Origin of the sequence: Streptomyces sp. NPDC006458 (genome assembly GCF_040612135.1) — a bacterium.
GTDB lineage: Bacteria > Actinomycetota > Actinomycetes > Streptomycetales > Streptomycetaceae > Streptomyces.
The window spans coordinates 129,636-148,364 of the sequence record NZ_JBEXPR010000017.1 but is presented as its reverse complement, the minus strand read 5'-3'; the positions used below and the strand labels follow the sequence as shown (position 1 = coordinate 148,364).

16 protein-coding genes and 1 pseudogene are annotated in these 18,729 nt (G+C 72.0%); 3 read left to right on the top strand and 14 right to left on the bottom strand.

Annotated features, from left to right (window positions below; all coding sequences use genetic code 11):
• Nucleotides 1-140 precede the first annotated feature (140 nt).
• From ABZZ79_RS23605 to bldG, 6 genes are all read right to left on the bottom strand, one after another.
• Nucleotides 141-338, bottom strand: a complete 198-nt coding sequence (locus tag ABZZ79_RS23605; RefSeq protein ID WP_356691675.1) for a hypothetical protein — start codon at nucleotides 336-338, stop codon at nucleotides 141-143.
• Nucleotides 339-585: 247 nt separating this feature from the next.
• Nucleotides 586-2,115 (bottom strand): methyltransferase, encoded by a 1,530-nt coding sequence (locus ABZZ79_RS23600; protein WP_356691673.1) that lies wholly within the window; start codon nucleotides 2,113-2,115, stop codon nucleotides 586-588.
• 64 nt (nucleotides 2,116-2,179) lie between these two features.
• Nucleotides 2,180-2,797, bottom strand: coding sequence for a small secreted protein (locus ABZZ79_RS23595; RefSeq protein WP_356691671.1), 618 nt, complete (start codon nucleotides 2,795-2,797; stop codon nucleotides 2,180-2,182).
• Between the two features lie 184 nt (nucleotides 2,798-2,981).
• On the bottom strand, nucleotides 2,982-5,387 hold the full coding sequence (locus ABZZ79_RS23590; RefSeq protein WP_356691669.1) for a sodium-translocating pyrophosphatase: 2,406 nt from the start codon (nucleotides 5,385-5,387) through the stop codon (nucleotides 2,982-2,984).
• Between the two features lie 305 nt (nucleotides 5,388-5,692).
• The gene (locus ABZZ79_RS23585; RefSeq protein WP_356691667.1) at nucleotides 5,693-6,124 is read right to left on the bottom strand and encodes an ATP-binding protein; all 432 of its coding nucleotides are present in this window, start codon (nucleotides 6,122-6,124) and stop codon (nucleotides 5,693-5,695) included.
• 106 nt (nucleotides 6,125-6,230) lie between these two features.
• Nucleotides 6,231-6,572, bottom strand: a complete 342-nt coding sequence (bldG, locus tag ABZZ79_RS23580; RefSeq protein WP_356691665.1) for an anti-sigma factor antagonist BldG — start codon at nucleotides 6,570-6,572, stop codon at nucleotides 6,231-6,233.
• 77 nt (nucleotides 6,573-6,649) lie between these two features.
• Between bldG and ABZZ79_RS23575 the strand changes: the two genes are divergently transcribed.
• Nucleotides 6,650-9,217: a DEAD/DEAH box helicase gene (locus ABZZ79_RS23575; RefSeq protein ID WP_356691663.1), complete on the top strand. Its 2,568-nt coding sequence runs from the start codon at nucleotides 6,650-6,652 to the stop codon at nucleotides 9,215-9,217.
• A 124-nt stretch (nucleotides 9,218-9,341) separates the two neighbouring features.
• Here the strand turns inward: ABZZ79_RS23575 and ABZZ79_RS23570 are convergent.
• From ABZZ79_RS23570 to ssd, 7 genes and pseudogenes are all read right to left on the bottom strand, one after another.
• A pseudogene (locus tag ABZZ79_RS23570) lies at nucleotides 9,342-9,689 on the bottom strand (Rv3654c family TadE-like protein); the annotation flags it as partial.
• A gap of 35 nt (nucleotides 9,690-9,724) precedes the next feature.
• Nucleotides 9,725-10,090 carry a TadE family type IV pilus minor pilin gene (locus tag ABZZ79_RS23565; RefSeq protein WP_356691661.1) on the bottom strand — a complete coding sequence of 122 codons (366 nt, stop codon included), beginning with the start codon at nucleotides 10,088-10,090 and terminating at the stop codon, nucleotides 9,725-9,727.
• Entirely contained in the window at nucleotides 10,077-10,298 is a 222-nt protein-coding gene (locus ABZZ79_RS23560) for a DUF4244 domain-containing protein (RefSeq protein WP_356691659.1), read from the bottom strand. Before ABZZ79_RS23560 ends, ABZZ79_RS23565 begins: the two co-directional genes overlap by 14 nt.
• A gap of 234 nt (nucleotides 10,299-10,532) precedes the next feature.
• Nucleotides 10,533-11,330, bottom strand: coding sequence for a type II secretion system F family protein (locus ABZZ79_RS23555; protein WP_356691657.1), 798 nt, complete (start codon nucleotides 11,328-11,330; stop codon nucleotides 10,533-10,535).
• Nucleotides 11,327-12,190, bottom strand: coding sequence for a type II secretion system F family protein (locus ABZZ79_RS23550; protein WP_356691781.1), 864 nt, complete (start codon nucleotides 12,188-12,190; stop codon nucleotides 11,327-11,329). The genes ABZZ79_RS23555 and ABZZ79_RS23550 overlap by 4 nt, the downstream gene beginning before the upstream one ends.
• Nucleotides 12,183-13,580: a TadA family conjugal transfer-associated ATPase gene (locus ABZZ79_RS23545; RefSeq protein WP_356691655.1), complete on the bottom strand. Its 1,398-nt coding sequence runs from the start codon at nucleotides 13,578-13,580 to the stop codon at nucleotides 12,183-12,185. Before ABZZ79_RS23545 ends, ABZZ79_RS23550 begins: the two co-directional genes overlap by 8 nt.
• Nucleotides 13,577-14,680, bottom strand: coding sequence for a septum site-determining protein Ssd (gene ssd / locus ABZZ79_RS23540; RefSeq protein WP_356691653.1), 1,104 nt, complete (start codon nucleotides 14,678-14,680; stop codon nucleotides 13,577-13,579). Before ssd ends, ABZZ79_RS23545 begins: the two co-directional genes overlap by 4 nt.
• 586 nt (nucleotides 14,681-15,266) lie before the next feature.
• On the opposite strand from ssd, the gene ABZZ79_RS23535 reads away from it, so the two are divergent.
• Nucleotides 15,267-16,100, top strand: coding sequence for an HAD family hydrolase (locus ABZZ79_RS23535; protein WP_356691651.1), 834 nt, complete (start codon nucleotides 15,267-15,269; stop codon nucleotides 16,098-16,100).
• 625 nt (nucleotides 16,101-16,725) lie between these two features.
• Here ABZZ79_RS23535 and ABZZ79_RS23530 read toward each other — a convergent pair.
• Nucleotides 16,726-17,550, bottom strand: a complete 825-nt coding sequence (locus tag ABZZ79_RS23530; protein ID WP_356691649.1) for an oxidoreductase — start codon at nucleotides 17,548-17,550, stop codon at nucleotides 16,726-16,728.
• 101 nt (nucleotides 17,551-17,651) lie between these two features.
• Here ABZZ79_RS23530 and ABZZ79_RS23525 point away from each other — a divergent pair, with 101 nt between their 5' ends.
• Complete coding sequence (locus tag ABZZ79_RS23525; RefSeq protein ID WP_356691647.1) at nucleotides 17,652-18,647, top strand: ATP-binding protein; 996 nt, start codon at nucleotides 17,652-17,654, stop codon at nucleotides 18,645-18,647.
• Nucleotides 18,648-18,729: the final 82 nt, after the last annotated feature.

Here is an 18,729-nt window from a genome sequence, read left to right as displayed (position 1 = left end):
CGGGACGCCCGCGCTCACCGCCCGGCCCGCCCGGACCTGCGTCTACGCCCGATCGGGCCAGGCCGACGATCATCCGTTGCGCAACCGTCGGCACGGTGCGCCCGGAGCGTCGAAGGACCGGCCCGCGGCCCGCGCACCCCTCAGATCTGAGTGAAGCACCACACGCAGACGGCGAGCGCGATCACCGCCACGACACCGCAGACACCGGCCGACAGGAACTGCCGCACCCCGTCCGCGACGGGTTCCCGGTGCCGCACGCGGACCGCCGTCCACACCAGCAGGGCGCCTCCGAACAGGGCGAACACCCCTCCCGCGAAGATCGCCGGTCCGCTCTCCATGGCCGCCCGCCCCTTTTCTCACGTCCCGCGTGCCCAGCCGCCGTGACATTGACACGCGCGGGCGGCCTGAAGGCGAACCCCGGGTGAACGAGCGGCCGACATGGCGATGCGTACGCCTTCGGCCGCACCCGTCCACGCCGGGCGCGGCGCGGGCGTCCGCCACTGTGCGCGACCGTCGTACAGATCGACGCGATCTCGACGGTGAGGGGGACGTGGACCGGGGCGCGGCACCGCGGTCAGCCGCGCGTCAGGCCCCAGGCTCCAGGAAGCCCTGCTCCACCAGCACCCGGATCTGTGCGGGCGTGCGGTCGCGCAGACGGACCGGGTCCTCGCCGATCAGCTGGGCGATGGCGTCCAGGATGCGGCCGGCGCTCAGCGAGCCGTCGCACACCCCGGCGAAGCCCGCGCCGACCGTGTCGACCTTGGTGGCCCGGCGCATGCCGCGGTTCTGCCGCAGCACCACGTGCTCCGGGTCCTCGGCGCCGGGCAGCCCGACCTGCTCCTGCACGACCTCTGCGGCCAGCCTGAACCGGTCCTCCAGCAGGGCCGCGTCGTCGCGTCCGCGCAGATAGTCCAGGCGCTCGAAGTGGGCGCGCACGGTGTCGCCCAGGGGCTGCTCGACCGGGTGCGGCCACTCCTCCACCGTTAGGGAGGGTTCGACGGCGTCCGTCCGGCGCAGGGTGATCCAGCCGAACCCGACGGCCTTCACCTTGCGCGCCTCGAACTCGTCCAGCCACGCGTCGTACCGCGTCTGGTACTCGGCCTGGTCACCGCGGTGGTCACCGGCGTCCCGGAGCCACAGCTCGGCGTACTGAGTGATGTCCTGCACCTCGCGCTGCACGATCCAGGCATCGCACCCGCGCGGCACCCACGACCTGATCCTGTCCTGCCAGTCCTCCCCTTCGACGTGCTGCCAGTTGGCGAGGAACTGCGCGAACCCGCCCACGTTCAGCCGTTCCCCCGCTCCCTGAACGAGCGAGCGGCACAGATCGTCCCCGGACATGCCGCCGTCGCGATACGTCAGGCGGGCGCCGGGCGAGATCACGAAGGGCGGGTTGGAGACGATCAGGTCGTACGTGTCGTCGTCGGGCAGCGGCTCGAACAGCGAGCCCTCGCGCAGATCCGCAGCCGGGGCGCCGGACAGCGCGAGCGTGAGCCCGGTGATGTGCAGGGCGCGCGGGTTGAGGTCGGTCGCCGTCACGCGCGTGGCGTGCTGCGCGGCGTGCAGCGCCTGGATGCCGGAGCCGGTGCCGAGGTCCAGGGCGGAGGCGACGGGCGTACGGACGGTGATGCCGGCCAGCGTCGTGGAGGCGCCGCCGACGCCGAGCACGACGCCCTCGTGGCGGCTCCCGATGCCGCCGGCCCCGCCGACGGCGCAGCCCAGGTCGGACACGATGAACCAGTCCTCGCCGTCGGGCCCGCCGTACGGCCGTACGTCGACGGTCGCGGCCACCTCGTCGCCGCCGGCCGGCAACAGCCAGCCGCTGTCCAGGCACTCGGCGACGGGCAGCACGTCCGCGACCCGGGCGCGCGGGGCCGGCTCCTGGAGCAGGAACAGCCGCGTCAGCACTTCCAGGGGCGTGTCCCCCCGCGTCGCCCGCAGCGCCGGCACGGTCTCGCTGCGGGCGAGGGCGGCGTAGGCGGGGGCGCCGAGGAGTTCGAGCAGTCCGTCGGCGGTGAAGTCGGCGGCGAGCAGGGCCGCGCGCAGCCGGACGGCGACGTCGGGGCGGTCGGCGGAGGGCAGGGGGGACGGGGTGGCATCACTCACGCCCCCCATTGTGACGGCCCTCCGCCGAAGGCTCAGCTCTTCGGGCCGCTCCCGCGAGGCCGGCCCACGAGGATCAGCCGTTCGTCGCCGGGGCCGAGGCCGGGGCGGAGGCGCGCTGGCAGCTGGCCTGCTTGCTCATCGCCTGGCCGACCTCGCCCTCCTCCAGGGTCGTCAGGGCGTCGTTGCCGCTCTTGCTGAGCTTGTCCAGCTCGGTGGCGATGTCCTTCAGGCCGTCGGCGAACTTGGCCTGGTCCTTGGTGTTCAGGTCGTCCACCTGCTTCTTCAGCGAGGCGTACGACGCCCAGATGGAGTTGAGCTCCTTGACCGCGTCCTGCTGCTTCTTCTCGCCGTTCTCGACGTCCGGGGGCCCGGCCTTGTCGACGGCCGCGCCGATCGCCTTGTACGCGTCGGACATGTCCTGGAAGGCCTGCGAGTCTGCCTTCTGGACCTCGGCCGGCGTGCTGTTGTCCGAGGCTTCCTTCTTGATGGCCTCGTTGGCGGCCTCGATCTTCTTCGCCTGCGGCTGCACGGCGTCGCAGACCTGCTTGGCCCAGGCGTCCAGCTTCTCGTTGCCGTCGTCACTGCTGCATCCCGACAGCGCCAGTACCAGTACCGCACCGCCGGACAGTGCGGCCGCGAGCTTCTTGTTCACCGGATTGGTCCCTTTCCATGGCCCTCGGCCCCGGAACATACACGCCAAACGGGCGACACCCGCAGAACAAGCGTCTGCTCTGTCCGGTTTTGTCACCATTTACACCAAGGGAGAGAAGGCTCACGACAGGGCCGTCCGGTACGGGCGTACAGAACGAGGCGGGCGGACGGCACGTCAACACGCGCCGCCCGCCCGCCCCTTGGAGCGGCCGTCGTACGCCGGACTACGAAACCACCGCGGGATCAGCCGACTTCGAGGCGGTTCCGGACTCGTCCTCGTCGCCCATGGCGATACCGCGCCGCTTGGAGACGTACACCGCACCCACGATCACCACGAACGCCAGCACCGCGACCAGGATGCGCACGCCCATACTCCTGTCGGCGCCGTAGGAGAACTTGATGATCGCCGGCGCGATGAGCAGCGACACCAGGTTCATCACCTTCAGCAGCGGGTTGATGGCGGGACCCGCGGTGTCCTTGAACGGGTCGCCGACGGTGTCGCCGATCACGGTCGCCGCGTGCGCCTCGCTGCCCTTGCCGCCGTGATGCCCGTCCTCGACGAGTTTCTTGGCGTTGTCCCACGCGCCACCGGAGTTGGCGAGGAAGACCGCCATCAGCGTGCCCGCGCCGATCGCGCCCGCGAGGTACGCGCCGAGCGGGCCGACGCCGAGCGTGAAGCCGATGAAGATGGGCGCCATCACGGCGAGCAGGCCCGGCGTGGCCAGTTCCCTGAGCGCGTCCCTGGTACAGATGTCGACGACCTTGCCGTACTCGGGCTGCTCGGTGTAGTCCATGATCCCGGGCCGTTCCCGGAACTGCCGGCGCACCTCGAAGACCACCGAACCCGCCGACCGCGACACGGCGTTGATCGCCAGCCCCGAGAAGAGGAAGACGACCGCGGCGCCCGCGATGAGACCGACGAGGTTGTTGGGCTGGGAGATGTCCATCGACAGGGTCATCGCCGCGCCCTCGCCGCCGAGTTGCTCCCCGACGTCCCGCGCGCCGGTGATGATCGCGTCGCGGTACGACCCGAAGAGCGCGGCCGCCGCCAGGACGGCGGTGGCGATGGCGATGCCCTTGGTGATGGCCTTGGTGGTGTTGCCGACGGCGTCGAGGTTGGTGAGCACCTGCGCGCCCGCGCCCCGGACGTCCCCGGACATCTCGGCGATGCCCTGGGCGTTGTCGGAGACCGGCCCGAAGGTGTCCATGGCGACGATGACACCGACCGTGGTGAGCAGACCGGTGCCGGCCAGCGCCACCGCGAACAGCGCCAGCATGATCGACGTACCGCCGAGCAGGAAGGCGCCGTAGACGCTCAGACCGATCAACAGTGCGGTGTAGACGGCCGATTCGAGGCCGATGGCGATACCGGCGAGGATGACGGTGGCCGGGCCGGTGAGGGAGGTCTTGCCGATGTCCCTCACCGGGCGGCGGGTGGTCTCGGTGAAGTAGCCGGTCAGCTGCTGGATGACGGCGGCCAGCAGGATGCCGATGGCCACCGCGACAAGCGCAAGGATCCGCGGGTCGCCGCCCTTGTCCTGGATGGCCGCGTCGGTGACCCCGTCGAGTTCGGCGTACGAACCCGGGAGGTAGATGAAGACCGCCGCCGCGACGAGGACGAGGGAGATCACCGCCGAGACGAAGAAGCCCCGGTTGATCGCCGACATGCCACTGCGGTCGGACCGGCGCGGGGCCACCGCGAAGATGCCGATCATGGCCGTGACCACGCCGATCGCGGGCACCAGCAGCGGGAACGCCAGCCCGGCGTCGCCGAAGGCCACCTTGCCCAGGATCAGCGCGGCCACCAGGGTTACGGCGTACGACTCGAAGAGGTCGGCCGCCATGCCTGCGCAGTCGCCGACGTTGTCGCCCACGTTGTCGGCGATGGTCGCGGCATTGCGCGGATCGTCCTCCGGGATGCCCTGCTCGACCTTGCCGACCAGGTCGGCGCCGACGTCGGCGGCCTTGGTGAAGATGCCGCCGCCGACACGCATGAACATGGCGATCAGAGCGGCACCGAGGCCGAAGCCCTCCAGCACCCTCGGCGCGTCGGCCGCGTACACCAGCACCACGCAGGAGGCGCCCAGCAGACCGAGCCCCACCGTGAACATGCCGACGACGCCGCCGGTACGGAAAGCGATCTTCATCGCTTTGTGCGAGACCTCGGTGAGATCCTTTTCCGGTTCGCCTTCCGCCGGCGTGGCTTCCCGTGCGGCCGCGGCGACGCGCACATTGCTGCGCACGGCGAGCCACATGCCGATATAACCGGTGGCTGCCGAGAAGGCAGCACCGATCAAGAAGAACACCGACCGTCCGGCGCGCTGATTCCAGTCGTCCGCGGGCAGCAGCATGAGCAGGAAGAACACGACCACGGCGAATACGCCGAGCGTGCGCAGCTGCCGGGCCAGATAGGCGTTGGCGCCTTCCTGGATGGCCGCCGCGATCTTCTTCATGCTGTCGGTGCCCTTGCCCGCCGCGAGCACCTGGCGCAACAACATCCCCGCGACCACCAGGGCGGCCAGCGCAACGACCGCGATGACCACTACGAGAACGCGATTGCCGTCGGTCAGGACCGCGGCCGCGAAGGTCGTGGGGTGATCCATCTGATGAGGGGTAGAAAGCCCCGCCATTCGTCCTCCTTGACGCTTGGGCTGAGCTCAAGATGTGGACGGATTGTAGGTACCGGAACCTGATCAAAACAGTGCGCGGTAAATGGAATTTACATTCAAGCAGTAATGCCCTGAAGACATTGACCGTTGATCCATTTAGTCGATCACCCGGCGAGCACCCCGATCGTGAAGGAATTCACGAAACGCATCGCCGGGAACACTACGGGTCGGTAGGAACTCCTGACGCAACCACTGTAGGCGGGGGCACTGACAGCCGCACACGCAGAAAGGCCCTGCCTGAGGCAGGGCCTTCCGGGTGACAGGGGTCAGGAGAGCGGGGCCACCGCGTGCGGTGTGGTGGGCCAGGTCATGCGGATCTGCCCGCCGTGTTCCCCGGCGGTGACCTCCACGTCGTCGACAAGGCCGCTGATGACCGCGAGGCCCATCTCGTCCTCCTCGGCGTCCACGTCCGGGTCCTCGCCGGGCGCCCGGTCACCGGGGGCGAAGCGAGGCGCCTCGTCGCCGACCTCGATGGAGAACTGCTTCTCCTCCTCGATCAGCAGCACCTTCACCGGCGAGGTGATCCCGGCGTTCTGGTGCAGCCCCACCGCGCGCGTGCACGCCTCGCCGACGGCGAGCCGGACCTCGTCGAGGACGGCCTCGTCCACTCCGGCCCTGCGTGCCACCGCGGCCGCCACCAAGCGCGCGGTCCGCACATGCTCGGGCAGCGCGCTGAAGCGGAGTTCGACGGTGGCCATGCATCCCCCTCAAAGCTACGGGCGTGCTGTCGGGGTCCGGCCGCAGTGCGCCCGGACCCCCGGTTGAACCGTGCCGAGCCGGGCCGCGCGGGCCCGGCATCGGCGATCAGTCGGTGGCCTCCACCGCTTCCGCGACCGAGGTGTGAATGGGGAACACCTTGGTCAGACCGGTGATGCGGAAGATCTTGAGAATGCGCTCCTGGTTGCACACCAGACGCAGGGAGCCCTCATGGGCACGCACCCGCTTCAGGCCGCCGACCAGCACGCCGAGTCCGGTGGAGTCGAGGAAGTCCACGCCCTCCATGTCGACGACGAGGTGGAAATTCCCGTCGTTCACCAGCTCGACCAGCTGCTCCCGCAGCTTGGGCGCGGTATATACGTCGATTTCGCCACCGACCTTGACGATCGTGCGATCGCCGACGGTCTCGGTCGACAGGGACAGGTCCACGGATCCTCCAGCACCTTGCTATCGAGCGGTCACCCTTGGGCACCTCGGCGGAGCCCCCGGGAGGTTCGCCAGCCGCCATGGCATTCAATCACTTACCGGCAGGCGTGCACGACGCCTTGAGCCCATTGTCCGTCACGCCGGTGACACACTCGGTGCCGATGGCCAAGAATCACCGATCCGATCGACACCCGACGGACTCCGCGCTCCGCCCGGCCCCGGGCACAATCCTGGCCCGGCTCGCCTCGGGTCCGAGCCGGGCCTCGCGCATCACTCATACGGAGCACTTGCCCCCGCGTGAGGGCCGCCATGCCGTCTGGCCCGACCGGATCTCCACGCAGGTCGTGGCCGCCGTGCGGGCCGCGGGCATCGAGCACCCGTGGGAGCATCAGGCACGGGCCGCCGAGCACGCCCTGGACGGCGAATCCGTGGTCGTCGCCACCGGCACCGCCTCCGGCAAGTCGCTGGCCTATCTGGTCCCCGTACTCTCCACTCTTCTGGAGGGTTCCAGGGCTCCGAACGGCCGTGGCGCCACCGCCCTGTATCTCGCACCCACCAAGGCCCTGGCCGCCGACCAGTGCCGCTCCGTGCGCGCTCTGGCCCAGCCGCTGGGCAACGCGGTGCGGGCGGCCGTGTACGACGGCGACACGCCGTTCGAGGAACGCGAGTGGATCCGCCAGTACGGCAACTACGTCCTCACCAACCCCGACATGCTGCACCGCGGGATACTCCCGTCCCACCCGCGCTGGTCCTCCTTCCTGAAGGCCCTGAAGTACGTCGTCATCGACGAGTGCCACACCTACCGCGGCGTCTTCGGCTCGCATGTCGCCCAGGTGCTGCGCCGGCTGCGCCGGCTGTGCGCACGCTACGGCTCCTCTCCCGTGTTCCTGCTGGCCTCGGCCACCGCCGCCGAGCCCGCAGTGGCCGCCCGGCGGCTCACCGGGCTGCCGGTGGTCGAGGTCGCCGACGACGCCTCCCCCCGAGGGGAACTGGTGTTCGCCCTCTGGGAGCCCCCGCTCACGGAGATGCAGGGCGAGAAGGGCGCGCCGGTCCGCCGCACGGCCACCGCCGAGACCGCCGACCTGCTCACCGACCTCACGCTCCAGGGCGTCCGCAGCGTCGCCTTCGTCCGCTCCCGGCGCGGCGCCGAGCTGATCTCGGTGATCACCCAGGAGCGACTGGCCGAGATCGACCGCTCCCTGGCCCGGCGCGTGGCCGCCTACCGCGGCGGCTACCTCCCCGAGGAACGCCGCGCCCTCGAACAGGCCCTCCACTCCGGTGAACTCCTCGGCCTCGCGGCCACCACCGCCCTCGAACTCGGCGTCGACGTCTCCGGCCTGGACGCCGTCCTGATCGCCGGCTACCCCGGCACCCGCGCGTCCCTGTGGCAGCAGGCCGGCCGTGCGGGCCGATCCGGCCAGGGCGCCCTGGCCGTCCTGGTCGCCCGCGACGACCCGCTGGACACCTATCTGGTCCACCACCCGGAGGCACTGTTCGACCGGCCGGTGGAGTCGACCGTCCTCGATCCGGACAACCCCTACGTCCTCGCCCCGCACCTGTGCGCGGCCGCAGCGGAGATCCCGCTCACGGAGGAGGACCTGGAGCTGTTCGGGCCCGCCTGCGCGGATCTGCTGCCGCAGCTGGAGGCCGCGAAACTGCTGCGCCGCCGCACCAGTGCCTGGCACTGGACCCGCCGGGAGCGGGCCGCCGACCTCACCGACATCCGCGGCGGTGGCGGCAGCCCCGTACAGATCGTCGAGTCGGGCACCGGCCGCCTGCTCGGCACGGTCGACGCCGCCTCGGCCCACACGACCGTCCACGAAGGCGCCGTCCACCTCCACCAGGGCCGCACCTATCTCGTCCGCTCCCTCGACCTGGACGAGTCCGTCGCCCTGGTCGAGGAGGCCGTTCCGCCCTATTCCACGGTCGCCCGCGACACCACCTCCATCTCCGTCCTGGAAACCGACACCGAGATCCCCTGGGGCGAAGGCCGCCTGTGCTACGGCTCCGTCGAGGTCACCAACCAGGTCGTCTCCTTCCTGCGCCGACGCCTCATCACCGGCGAGGTGCTCGGCGAGACCAAGCTCGACCTCCCGCCCCGCACCCTGCGCACCCGCGCGGTGTGGTGGACCGTCACCGAGGACCAGCTGGACGCCGCCCGGATCAACCCGGAGATCCTCGGCGGCGCCCTGCACGCCGCCGAGCACGCGTCGATCGGCATGCTGCCCCTCTTCGCGACCTGCGACCGCTGGGACATCGGCGGCGTGTCGATCCCGCTCCACCCCGACACGCTCCTGCCCACCGTCTTCGTCTACGACGGCCACCCGGGCGGCGCCGGCTTCGCCGAGCGCGCCTTCCACACCGCCCGTGCCTGGCTCACCGCCACCCGCGAGGCCATCGCCTCCTGCGAGTGCGACAGCGGGTGTCCGTCCTGCATCCAGTCCCCCAAGTGCGGCAACGGGAACGACCCGCTGCACAAGCGAGGGGCCGTGCGGCTGCTCACCGAGCTGTTGCGGGGTGCGCCTGAGGAGCGTCCCCGGGGGGAGGCGGAAGCGGGCTCTGGGGAGGGCGTCTCCGGGGAGGCGGGCCTTCGAGAGGACGGGAGGCGGGGTCCGGCCGATGAGTTGCCCGCACCGCGGCCGGACTGAACCCCTGGGAGTCCGCCCCTGCACTGAACCCCTGGAAGTCCGCCCCTGCGCCGAGACCCTGGCGGTCCGCCTCCGCATCGGGGCCAGGGGGGTCCATCCCCGTGGTGAGCCCCCAGGGGTCCATCCCCGCGGGGCCCGCCCGCGCCCTGGCCTCCGCCGCGAACGGTCCCCGCGCGGAGGCCGCCGTCACGTCCGAGACCTCACCGCTCAGCACGCACCGCACCAGCCGTACCCCCTGGGCGCGGGCCACCCGGCCTGCGTGCTCACAGGCCGCCGGACCGCCCTGCGGCCAACGGTCCGCCGCGGCGAGCGCCGCCATGTCGGCACCGCGCGCGGCGTGCTGCCGCACCACCACGGCCTGCCCCAGGGCGAGCACGACGCCGAACACGACACACAGCACGCCGATCGCGCCGACGCTCCACACGGTGGCCGAACCCCGGTCGGAGCGGTACGGCCGTCCGGGTGCCGACACGGCGGCGCCGACGCCCTTCCTGCCCACAGCCCCTCTCACGACCCCACCCCCACCGTCTCCTCCGCCGCTGCCACGGCCTCCTCCCGCACCTCGAAGGGAAGCCCGGTCAGGGCCGCCGGCTCGGCCACCACGGCCACCCGGACGAGGTCGCCCTCCCGGGTGACGGTCACCCGCGCACCGGGGGGCGCCGCCTCGCGTGTCACCTTCACGACCGCGTCCTCGGGATCCTGCCGCGCCGCCGCGCGGGCACCGGTCCTGGCCGCGTCCATGCACTGGATCTGCGCCGCCACGACGAGCAGGCCCCACACGAGCGCCATCGCGAACATCACCAGCACCGGCAGCACCACGGCCGACTCGGCCGTCACAAAGCCCCGGTCGCCCCTTCGCTCACTTCCCCGCATCGAGGGCCCGCTTCACGATGGCCTGCAGTTCGGCACTGACCTGCCCGCTGGTGACGACCTTGTAGAGCACCACCGCGAAGGCGGCCGCCGCGACGATCCCGAGGGCGTACTCCGACGTCACCATCCCCGCGTCCCGTCGCCGCGACCGGCACCAGTCGCGCATACCGCTCACCAGGGCGCCCCACCGCGCCCGTACCGCGTCGTTCATCTCAACCTCCGTGATTTTTCGTTCCGTTCGGTTCTCTTCGATTGCCACCGGCTCCGATTCACCGCCTCTGCCCACCGCCACCGCCGCCACCGCCGCCACCACCGCACTGTTACCGACTCGATCCACCACCTCCGTCCTCCGTCACCCGCCCGGTTCACGGCGTCCTTCTCCGTCACCGACCCGACCAACCACCCCCGCCCGGCGCCACCGACCAGGACCCGCCACCACCCGCCGTCACCGACCCCCGCCCAGCACCTCACCCGCCAGCCCGATCACCACGGGCAGCACACCCACGGCGATGAAGGCGGGCAGAAAGCACAGCCCCACCGGCGCGGTGACCAGGACGGCCGCCCTTCTCGCGCGGGCCGTCGCGGTGCGGGTCCAGTCGGCGCGGGCGTCCGCCGCGAGCCGGGAGACGGGTCCCGCCGCCGGAAGCCCCGAGACGTCGGCGCGCTCCAACAACCGCGCCATGCCCTGCGCGCCCGGCACCGCGGCGAGTCCGCGCCAGGCCCCGGCCGGTTCCCCACCGAGCCGGACCTCGGCCGCTCCCCGCGCGAGTGCCTCTCCGACGGGGCCGCCCAGCGCCTCCCCCACCGCCTGCGCCGCGGCCACAGGACCGGCCCCGGCGGCGATGCAGGCGGCCAGCAGATCGGCGGCGAGCGGGAGTTGACGGGCGCCCTGGGCCGCCCGTGCGGCATCGAGCCCTCCCGCCGTGTCCTCGGCTTCCGCCCGCCCGCGCCGCCACCGCGACAGGACCCCCGCCCCGATCAGTCCGACCAGGACTCCGATGAACCCGCCGGCCAGCACCCACCCGGCGCACACCACGCCGACCGGTGCCAGCCAGGTCCGCAGTGCGGGGACCACACTGGGACGCCTCTCCCGGCCCACCGCCGCCTCCACGGCGAGCAGTACGGCCAGCCGTCGCCGGACCCGGCGCTCGCGCCGCACCCCGGCCAGCCGGTGGGCCACCCAGAACACGGCTGCGCCCGTCACCAGAACCACCCACAGCCTGTGGACAACCTCCTGGCTCATGCCGCCTCCGCTCCCCGCACGATCCGCAGCGCCCACCACAGGCCGACGCCCTCCAGCAGCCCGCCAGCCAGCAGACAGCCCAGCCCGGCCCCGGTGTGCAACAGCACCCGCAGCGGCTCCGCACCGAGGGCGCCGCCGAGCAGTAGGCCGAGAGCCGGAAGCCCGGCCAGCATCACCGCGGTGGAGCGGGCGCCCGCCAACTGGGCCCGCAGATCGGCACGCTGGTCGCGCTGCGCCCGCAACGCCCCTTCCAGCCGGTCCAGTCCGGCGGCCAGACCCGCACCCTGGTCCACGGCCACCCGCCAGCACGCGGCCAGTCCCAGGAGACCTTCGGCGCCCGGACGCCGCGCCGCTGTCGCGAGCGCCTCGGGCACGTCCCCGCCGAACCGGGCCGCCGCCAGCACCGCCGACTGGGCCGGGCCGAGGCCGCCGGACTCCTGCGCGGCCCGCAGCAGCGCCTCACCCGGCTGCCGCCCGGCCCGCACCTCCCCGGCGAGCACTCCGCACAGCGCGATGACCGCGTCCCCTCGCCGTTCCCGCGCCCGCCTGGCCTCCCGGGCAAGCCGCACCCGCCTCAGGACCGGCAACCCGGCCGCCCCCGCGACGGCCGGCAGCACCGAGGCGCCCAGCACGGCCAGCACCAGTCCCACCGCGGGCGACCACCACTCGGGCCTCACCTGCTCCCGCACGCGCCGCAGGTGCCGGGCCGGTCCTGGCCACCTCGGCGGCGGACCCGTGCCCACCACCCCACCACCCGCCAGCAGCAACCGGGCACGCCTGGACCCGGATTGCCACTCACCGGCCAGCCAGGCGGCCGCCACCGCACACACCAGGGCCGCCGCGACCCCCATCTCACTCATCGCGCTCACGCGCCCTCTCCCCTCCGTCCACCGGCAGCGGTCCACAGACCTCCGCCTCACCGCAGTCGTCCCGGAGCAACTCCCGCAGCCGCTCCCACCCCCGCTCGCGCACGAACGCCCGTGCGCCCCACCGCAGCGCGGGCACCGTTCGCACCAGCCCAGCCGCGTCCCGCTCCAGCACATGGACCTCGGCGATCCGGCGCCGCCCGGCCCGGTCGCGCGCCAGGTGCAGCACCACCGACAGGGCGGCGGCCAACTGGCTGTGCAGTGCGGCCCGATCGAGCCCGGCCGCCGTGCCGAGCGCCTCCAGACGGGCGGGGACGTCCGCCGCGGCGTTCGCGTGCACCGTTCCGCCGCCGTCGTGGCCGGTGTTCAACGCCGCGAGCAGATGCACCACTTCGGGGCCGCGCACCTCGCCCACCACCAGCCGGTCGGGCCGCATCCGCAGGGCCTGGCGGACGAGATCCTCAAGGGTGACGAGGCCGGCAGCCTCCTGGTTGGCGGGTCTGGTCTCCAGTCGTACGACGTGCGGATGGTCGGGCCGCAACTCCGCGGAGTCCTCGGCCAGCACGATCCGCTCGCCCGGCCCGACGAGCCCGAGCAACGCGCTGAGCAGGGTCGTCTTGCCACTGCCGGTGCCTCCGCTGATCAGGAAGGACAGCCGCGCCCGCAGCAGGGCCCGCAGCACGCGGTCCCCGCCCGGCGGAACCGTGCCCGCCGCCACGAGTTCGTCGAGCGTGAACGCGCGCGGCCGCACCACTCGCAGGGCCAGACAGGTGCAGCCGACGGCGACCGGGGGCAGCACCGCGTGGAGCCGAGTGCCGTCGGGCAGCCGGGCGTCGACCCAGGGCCGGGCATCGTCGAGACGCCGCCCTGCCACCGCGGCCAGCCGCTGCGCGAGCCGTCGTACCGCCGCGGCGTCGGTGAAGGCGACCCGGGTCAGTTCCAGGCCGCCGCCGCGGTCGACCCAGACCCGGTCGGGAGCCGACACGAGCACGTCGGTCACCGAGGGATCGGCGAGCAGCGTCTCCAGCGGCCCGCTGCCGATCAGCTCGGACCGCAACTGCTCGGCCGCGCCCAGCACTTCGGCGTCCCCGAGCACCCGGCCCTGCTCCCGAAGAGCCTGAGCCACCCGCGCGGGCGTCGGCTCGGCCCCGCTCTCGGCCAGCCGCCGCCGCACACCTTCCAGCAGCTCGGGCGTCAGTCCGCCACCCGCACCCGGCCGTCGTGCCCCCGGCAGAACCGCGACAGCCGTTCCGTCGCCACTCCCGCCGAGCCGCCTCCCGCCGAACAGCCGTCCGCCCTCCGGCGGCACGGATCCCGCCCCGGCACCACCGTGGGCCGCGGCCTGACTCGCAGTGGGCACCTCAAGCCCAGGTAGCGCGCTCATGCCGCACCTGCCTCGATCAGCGCCCGCTCCCAGAACTCCTTGCAGAAGCGGGCCAGCGGGCCGCGCCCACCCGCGCCCGGCGGGGTTTTGCGGCCGTGCGGCCGCAGCAGCGCGGACTCGACGGGGACCTCGCCGATCAGCGGCAGTCCGAGGAGGCGGGCGACCTCGCGCTCGTCGAGGCCGGGGGCGTAGGGACCGCGGACCGCGACCCGCAGATCGCGCAGGACCATGCCGAACGCGGCGGTCACACGGCCGGCCGCGGCGACGGCGCGCAGTTCGGCGGGGACGACGAGGATGCCGACGTCGAGCTGGGACAGGGCCTCGGCGACGCTCTCGTCGAAGCGGCGGGGCAGGTCGACGACGACCGTGCCGCCCCGGCGCCGGGCGGCGGCGAGCACCGCGCGCACGGCCTGCGGCGGTACTGCGACGCGGTCGCCGCGGTCCCAGCTGAGCACCCGCAGGGAGTGCAGCTCGGGCAGCGACTCCTCAAGGGCCCCGCTGCCGACCCGTCCGCGTGATCCGGCGAAGGCGGGCCAGCGCAGGCCGACGGTGGTCTCGCCGCCGAGCAGCACGTCGAGTCCGCCACCGAGCGGATCGGCGTCCACGAGCAGGGTCCTTACGCCTTCGTGTGCGGAGGTGACGGCGAGGGCGCACGCGAGCGTGGAGGCTCCGGCGCCGCCGCGGCCGCCGATCACTCCGACGGTGAGGGCGGGCCGGCCGACGCCTTCGGCGACATCCGCGATGCGGTCGACCAGCCACTGTTCGCCGTCGGGAAGCATCAGGACGTGGTCGGCGCCGATCTCCACGGCCCGCCGCCAGACCCCGGAGTCGTCCTGGTCACGGCCCACCAGCACGACTCCTCGTCTACGGGCGGCCCCACGCACCCGGCGGGCGGCGTCGTCACCGACCAGCACGAGCGGTGCGGCCTCCCAGCCGCCGCGGCGAGCGGGCACGGCGGGATGGACCTCGGGCGTGGCACCGGCGGCGGCACATAGCCGCAGCAGATCGTCCAGAAGCTCGGCGTCCTCGGTGACGATGAGCGGTCTGCCCTGCCGGCCTCCGGCGCCGGGCGGTGATTCGGGTGTGATGACGTCGGCCATGGCGCGACTTCCCCCTTCGCTGCGTGTCCCGCGCGGCCTCTTCGGCCCCGCGTTTCCCATCCGTGTGAAGAACCGGGAGACCGGCCTCCATTTGAGCGGCCGACAGAAACCGGCCAAACGCGTCCGACAAACGGGAAGTGGTCACAACTCGTCGCGTTCGGAGCGCGCTGGAATCACGGTGCAGCGATCCCGGAAATCGTGTGGATCTTGGTCAATTCCTGTGGACGACCCGGCGGCTGTGAATATCGCCGTCACCCATACCGGTGACCCCTGCACCATCTCCTGTGCGACTTCCGCAGAGGAGTCCGACGACTACTGAAAGTGACGGATCATGGGCATGACGAAAGGGGCGGCCACGGCCGCCCCGGAGCGGCTTCATGCCGCGCGAAGAAAGAGAAAACCCACCCGGACATGCGACGACCCCCGCCGGGGGGGAGAGCGGGGGTCGTCCCCACGGGCCGACTCGGGGGGGGAGGAGCCGGACCGGGTTAGCACGGTCGCGAACGATCCGTGACTTCCATGGTGTACCCGAGAGCCTTCTCAGGCAAACCCACAGGCCCCAGCTTACGCCGAATGGGCTGCGCCTATGCTCAGGGTCGTGGAAAACCACTCGATGCCCCGCACAGCCGCCTTCTTTGACCTGGACAAGACGGTCATTGCGAAGTCGAGCACACTCACGTTCAGCAAGTCGTTCTACCAAGGCGGTCTGATCAACCGCCGGGCCGCCTTGCGTACCGCATACGCCCAGTTCGTGTTCCTCGTGGGCGGCATGGACCACGATCAGATGGAACGCACCCGCGACTACCTCTCCCAGATGGTGCGCGGCTGGAACGTCCAGCAGGTCAAGGAGATCGTCGCCGAGACACTGCACGACATCGTCGACCCGATCATCTACGACGAGGCCGCCTCGCTCATCGAGGAGCACCACACCGCCGGCCGTGATGTCGTGATCGTCTCCACCTCGGGCGCGGAGGTCGTCGAGCCCATCGGCGAACTGCTGGGCGCGGACCGCGTGATCGCCACCCGGATGGTCGTAGGGGACGACGGATGCTTCACCGGAGAGGTGGAGTACTACGCCTACGGCCCCACCAAGGCGGAGGCGATCAGGGAACTGGCGGAGTCGGAGGGGTACGACCTTTCGAGGTGTTACGCCTACAGCGACTCGGCGACCGACCTGCCGATGCTGGAGGCCGTGGGCCACGCGCACGCCGTCAATCCGGACCGCACGCTGCGCCGGGAGGCGGTCGCGCGCGGGTGGCCGGTTCTCGACTTCCACCGGCCCGTGCGGCTCAAGCAGCGGCTGCCTGCCTTCTCCGTACCGCCGCGCCCGGCACTCGTCGCGGCCGCCGCGATCGGCGCCGCGGCGGCCACCGCGGGGCTCGTCTGGTACGCGAGTCGGCGCCGCGCGACAACGATCTGACCCGCGGCGGTCCGGCCCCGCGCCGGACGGTCGACGGACCACGGCCCGCTTGTGTCCTGTTTGAACCTAAAAGTAAAGAAGTATGGCCAGGACTACCACTTGCTCCCGACCTGGAGTACAAAGGAGTCAACGGCCCGCGAGACCAAGGACATCCGAGAGGATCACCTTCACTACGCATTTGGCCCACGGACCGCGCATGAACATCGGGCACCCACGCGACGTCGACCCGTCGATTACGGGCCAGCCGCACCAGGTGACGGGCAAAGACCCCGGCCTGATGGGCAACATATCGAGGACGCTTGGTAACCGGGTGAACATGCCAGCGGCGGTACGGATACCCGTACCGCCGCAACTCTTTTCAGCTCCCTCGACGGGGGCCTTTTTTTCTTGCCTCGAAGCTTCTTGCCTGGAAGCCGCTTGCCTTGAAGCTGCTTGCCTGGAAGCCGCTTGCCTCGAAGGTCGCTCTTTCAAGCACGCGCCCTGTCAGCGACCTGGGCCACGTCCGAGCACACGCCCGGTCGGCGACCTGGGCCACGTCCAGGTACACGCCGCCAGTGACTTACACCGCGTCCCGGCGCACGCCGCAATTGACTTGCGCCGCGTCCAGGCACACGCCGTCGGCGACTTACGCCGCGCCGCGCTGGAGCGCCTCGCACACCGCCGTCGACTCGCGCGCGCCCAGCTCGATCGCCCTGCCGCAGTGGGCGATCCAGGCGGCCATCCCCTCGGGCGTGCCGGAGACATAGCCGTCCAGCGCCGCCAGGTAGGCCGCGCGGCCCAGTTCGGCGTGGCCGACCTCGGCCGGGCAGACGGACTTGGGGTCGAGGCCGCTGCCGACCAGGACGATCCGCTCGGCCGCGCGCGCGACGAGGCCGTTGTGCGAGCCGAACGGGCGCAGCGTCATCAGCTCGCCGTGCACGACGGCGGCGCTGACCAGTGCCGGAGCCGAGCTGCCCGCCACGATCAGCTCGGACAGGCCCTCCAGCCGCGCGGAGACCTCGTCCGCGTCCGGCAGGGGCAGCTCCACCAGCGGCTCGTCGACCGCCTCGCCCGCCAGGCGCGGGCGTCCCACACGGTCGGTGTCGTCCGCGGCGGCCACCAGGTGCAGCCTGGCCAGGACCCGCAGCGGCGACTGCCGCCAGATGGACAGCAGCTGACCCGCCTCGGCGGTCAGCCGCAGCGCGCCGCCCATCACGCGCGCCTCGTCGTCCACGCTGAAGTCCGTGCGCCGGCGCACCTCCTCCAGGGCCCAGTCCGCGCCGGACAACGCGGCCGAACCCCGGGCGCCGCGCAGCGCAGCCTCGGAGGTGATCTCGTTGCTGCGGCGGCGCATGACGCGGTGCCCGTAGACCCGGTCCACGGCCTTGCGCACGGATTCGACGGAGTCGGGGACGCCGGGCAGTGCGCCCAGGGCCGCGAGCGGATCGGCGGTCGCGCCTGTCGTACTCATGGGTACGACAGTACGCAACCGGCGCCCGTGCCCCACGAAGGAGTGGTCTTCTTCACGTCCGGCCCTTTGAGCCGCACCCTGCGCCACTACGCTTTCTGAACATGAAAATTGCTTTCGTTGGGAAGGGCGGCAGCGGCAAGACCACCCTGTCCTCCCTGTTCATCCGCCATCTGGTGGCCACCGGGGCACCGGTCGTGGGGGTCGACGCCGACATCAACCAGCACCTCGGCGCCGCGCTGGGCCTCGACGAGGCGCAGGCCGCCGCGCTGCCCGCGATGGGCGACCGGCTGCCGCTGATCAAGGACTATCTGCGCGGAGGCAACCCGCGCATCGCCTCCACCGAGACGATGATCAAGACGACCCCGCCCGGCGAGGGCTCACGGCTGCTGCGGGTGCGCGAGGACAATCCGGTCTACGACGCCTGCGCCCGGCCGGTGGAACTCGACGGCGGCGCCGTCCGTTTGATGGTCACCGGCCCCTTCACCGACGCCGACCTGGGGGTCGCCTGCTACCACTCCAAGACCGGAGCGGTGGAGCTGTGCCTGAACCACCTGGTCGACGGGCCCGGTGAGTATGTGGTCGTCGACATGACGGCGGGCTCGGACTCCTTCGCCTCCGGCATGTTCACCCGCTTCGACATCACGTTCCTCGTCGCCGAGCCGACCCGGAAGGGGGTCTCCGTCTATCGCCAGTACAAGGAGTACGCCCGCGACTTCGGCGTCGAGCTGAGGGTCGTCGGCAACAAGGTGCAGGGTCAGGACGACCTCGACTTCCTGCGCGCCGAGGTCGGCGACGACCTGCTTGTGACGGTGGGGCACTCCGACTGGGTGCGCGCCATGGAGAAGGGCCGACCGCCCCGGTTCGAACTCCTGGAGGACGTCAACGGCCATGCTCTGCAGGCGTTGCAGGCCGCGGCCGACGCGACGTACGAGCGCCGTGACTGGGAGCGCTACACACGTCAGATGGTCCACTTCCATCTGAAGAACGCCCAGTCGTGGGCCAACGAGCGCACCGGGGCCGACCTGGCGGCGCAGGTCGACCCCGGCTTCGTGCTGAGTGAGAGCGTCCTGAGCGGGAGTGTCACACAGCCCGTCTGACCGCTCGCTCGGTGAACGCCGGGCGCATCGGAGGGTACGCACCCGTGCCAGAGGCACCGGCGGGTACCACCCGTGCCGGCCG